The sequence below is a fragment of the Trichocoleus desertorum AS-A10 genome, assembly GCF_039962155.1.
In the GTDB taxonomy this organism is placed as follows: Bacteria; Cyanobacteriota; Cyanobacteriia; order FACHB-46; family FACHB-46; genus Trichocoleus.
The window spans coordinates 1-3,005 of record NZ_JAMPKN010000123.1; the positions used below are offsets into that span (position 1 = coordinate 1).

4 protein-coding genes are annotated in these 3,005 nt (G+C 48.6%); 1 reads left to right on the forward strand and 3 read right to left on the reverse strand.

The features are described from left to right. The 3 genes from NDA01_RS31675 to NDA01_RS31685 all read right to left on the reverse strand — a co-directional run. A partial coding sequence (locus NDA01_RS31675) for a thermonuclease family protein (protein WP_348231182.1) occupies positions 1–371 on the reverse strand: 371 nt, incomplete at its 3' end. Positions 372–620: 249 nt separating this feature from the next. Next, on the reverse strand, positions 621–1,343 hold the full coding sequence (locus tag NDA01_RS31680; protein WP_348231183.1) for a hypothetical protein: 723 nt from the start codon (positions 1,341–1,343) through the stop codon (positions 621–623). A gap of 309 nt (positions 1,344–1,652) precedes the next feature. Further along, the gene (locus NDA01_RS31685) at positions 1,653–2,051 is read right to left on the reverse strand and encodes a GAF domain-containing protein (RefSeq protein WP_348231185.1); all 399 of its coding nucleotides are present in this window, start codon (positions 2,049–2,051) and stop codon (positions 1,653–1,655) included. A gap of 499 nt (positions 2,052–2,550) precedes the next feature. Here NDA01_RS31685 and NDA01_RS31690 point away from each other — a divergent pair, with 499 nt between their 5' ends. After that, positions 2,551–3,003 carry a hypothetical protein gene (locus NDA01_RS31690; RefSeq protein ID WP_348231184.1) on the forward strand — a complete coding sequence of 151 codons (453 nt, stop codon included), beginning with the start codon at positions 2,551–2,553 and terminating at the stop codon, positions 3,001–3,003. The last annotated feature ends 2 nt before the right edge of the window (positions 3,004–3,005 follow it).

Genomic DNA, 3,005 nt, shown 5'->3' on the forward strand with positions numbered 1-3,005 from the left:
TACTGCCGATAAACTACGGCTCTCCCCTCGTGCACCATCTGCAGATCCACCGACTGCCCGTTTTTGAATACCTCGGCTACAGTGCGACGGTAAGGGTCTATTTCTACCACTCGCAACTGCACACCCTGATTCCTGGGTAGAAATTGGCTGAGACGTGTTGCTGCTTCCTTCCCTCCAGCTTGGTTAGCCTCCGGCGCGTCTATGCAGGCGAGCCTCACAGTGACAGGCTTTCCATTCACTTGAACGCGCAGTGTGTCTCCATCCCCTGTGCTAATGACAGTGCCTGTTTGTTTGGTTTGGGCTAGGAGTGGGGAGGGGGAGAAGATGGCGATCGCCGCTGCTAAGGCCAAAAATCGATTCATATTTTTCATAGTGCTATAGCTCCTTTGTTCTACAAGCAACGCCCCGCGCTTTGACGATCGCGCCGATTGGTTTTGGGCTCACACAAACTTCTACTGTGAATAATTGGGACCAGAGATACTGTGCCCACATGGGGAACGTGATGGTGAGGGTTGAAACTGCAAAGGCTTTCGTGGTTATACAAAGACCAACCTGAGAGCTACAACTCCCATTGCAACGTCATACAAGATCTTTTGTGCTTCGGATGAGTTAGCAAACGGTCAAATTTTTGATCCTGACAGGGGTTGAATATATTGACGATTAGCGCGAACAAAACATTTGTCACTAGTTCGCATCCAGGGGGCACCTTTAATGCTTGACGGATTTAATGCACTTGGATGTGTTTCTTTGTTGTCAGCACCCAAAATCGCGCTGGCATGTCCTCGACCATCGTAGCCAGCAGTAATGCGATCGCCCCGTCGATAAGTCTTCATGATTTTACCGTTAGGTTTCACCCGACAACTTAATGGTCCACTGGCATCTACTACCTGCCAAAGATCCCAAGTATGAAATTCATTTTGTCCATTAGGAAGGCCGTACCACTCCTTGGAATTTTCGAAGAAATAATCACCCTTCTTGTCAGCAATAGGCAATGCTTCTACCAATCGCAATGTGATAGGTTGACCAACTCCTGGACAGTTTTTTCCTTCGCTGGCGCTCCAACGGGCCTTCAAGACATAACGACCATTCTCCACCGTTTGAATTGCGGTAAAACCACCACTGCAAAAGCTATTCACCTCGTCCGGACTTTCCAGCACCACACCTGGATTATCCTTAAAGGAGCTGTACATTGCGCGATTGCCAGTGTGCCCTAAAATTCTACCGGGAGTTATCTCGCCCGCCCAAACTTTCCCATTAATTTGGGTTTGATATTCGCCATACCAGTTTTTTTCATCTAGCAGCAGTCGGGTTGAACCATTGGCGCTAACATAACTCGATGCCATAGCAGCTGTAGGAGAGAGGGCTACAAGTATGGAGGCAATCCAGATGGAGGCTTTTTTCATTGGGTCTAGAGTAAAAGGCCATTTCTAGGGCTCCCAATCTCTACAGACAACTAACGCAATCGCAGTAAAGAGTTAGTAAAGTCTCACTCCCTATCCCTTGCCTTTGGTGGCGCGGGCACCACTAGCAATTCCCCAGCCCCAATTTTGGCTAATAGCCCTGCGATCCAAGGCTTACCTCCATACATGCATTCGTACTGCTCAGCGATCGCTTTAGTTCAGGTGCCTGATGGAATGAATGTCAATATATAACTACTTGGAATAAAGTTCTGCCCGCTCGATCGCGATACCCAGTTGGATTGCAATCCGCTTGAGCAGCCCCATCTCTATTTGTTGCCAGTGTCTTGGCTGCCCACATTGATGAGCAATGAGCAACCCCCACAAAGTTTCCCTTTGTAGAATTGGGACGACGAGATTAGCTCGTACTTCGAATCTGGCAAGCAAATCGATGTGACAGGGGGCCAGTACTCCCTGGTGGATATCATCAATGGCTCGTGTCCGCCCTTCCCGGTAGTACTGAACGTATTGGTCCTGAAAACAGGGGTCTCCAATGGAAATGCTGTCCTGGAATCTCAAGGAAATAGATAAAAACATAAGACTTGGAAATCTTACTTTAAAGGCACTCATCTCAGCCTGTAATGTTTGTCTGATGAGAGTTTAGGCAAATCAAAGAAAGCATCAGGTTATTTCATGAGCTTCTGAGTGTAGGAAAAATGATTTCCTAATGTAGGAACGCTGATTTTCCGTGGAATTAGGTTGGTAGAGTGATAATTAGCAACGTGTCAACTCGGGACTGTGCAGTGACGGCCTGCCACCCTTCCGCAATCCCTCGTCATGCAACAAAGCCGTATTGAAGCCGCCTATATTTCTTCCTGGCTTCAATCCACTAGCGAGTTATTAGCTGGTGGCATTGGTCATCTTGTGACTGCAACTACCTGGTTCATGCTAAAGGTGATCCAGCGTAGAAAATGAGCAGCAATCGGCTTATGAACCTTAAGAGGGTCTGTAGTTGTGTGCGTACTCTTGCACCTGGTAAGTGGCGGTGAGTTACGCTAAGAGCGATGCCCACCGTATTTTTCCTAGCATCGATTGTGCAGATTCACTGCTCATCTGAATCGTAAATACACCCTGCTTGTTTGAGGAGATGCTCATGGACCCCGCTACCCTAACAGCGTTTCTCGCTCCCTTCCTCCCCGCCTTGATAAAGTTAGGTGGCAAAGTTTTAGAGGGTGCTGCTGCAAAGTCTGGAGAGACAGCAGGCACGAAGTTAACCGAAAAGGCACTGGACAAAGCCAAAGCCATTTGGGATAAGCTGCATCCGAAAGTGGAGGCGAAGGAATCTGCCAAGGAAGCGGTCGAGGATGTGGCAAAAGCACCGGATGATGCAGACTCACAAGCAGCATTACGGGTGCAGCTCAAGAAGATTCTAGAAGCTGACCCTGGTCTGGCAGAGGCGATCGCCAAGATTATGGAGGAAGATGCTCCAGATGGCACACCTGGGACACAAATTGTTCAGCATGTGACAGGCAATCAGAACCAGGTGATTGGTCAAGTGACGGGTGGTACGGTATTTGGCAACGTCACAGGCGATGTGACTCTGTAGGG

Coding starts and splice junctions, on each gene's coding strand:
- NDA01_RS31680 (WP_348231183.1), bottom strand. CDS start 1,343: ATGGCATCGAGTTATGTTAGCGCCAATGGTTCAACCCGACTGCTGCTA.
- NDA01_RS31690 (WP_348231184.1), top strand. CDS start 2,551: ATGGACCCCGCTACCCTAACAGCGTTTCTCGCTCCCTTCCTCCCCGCC.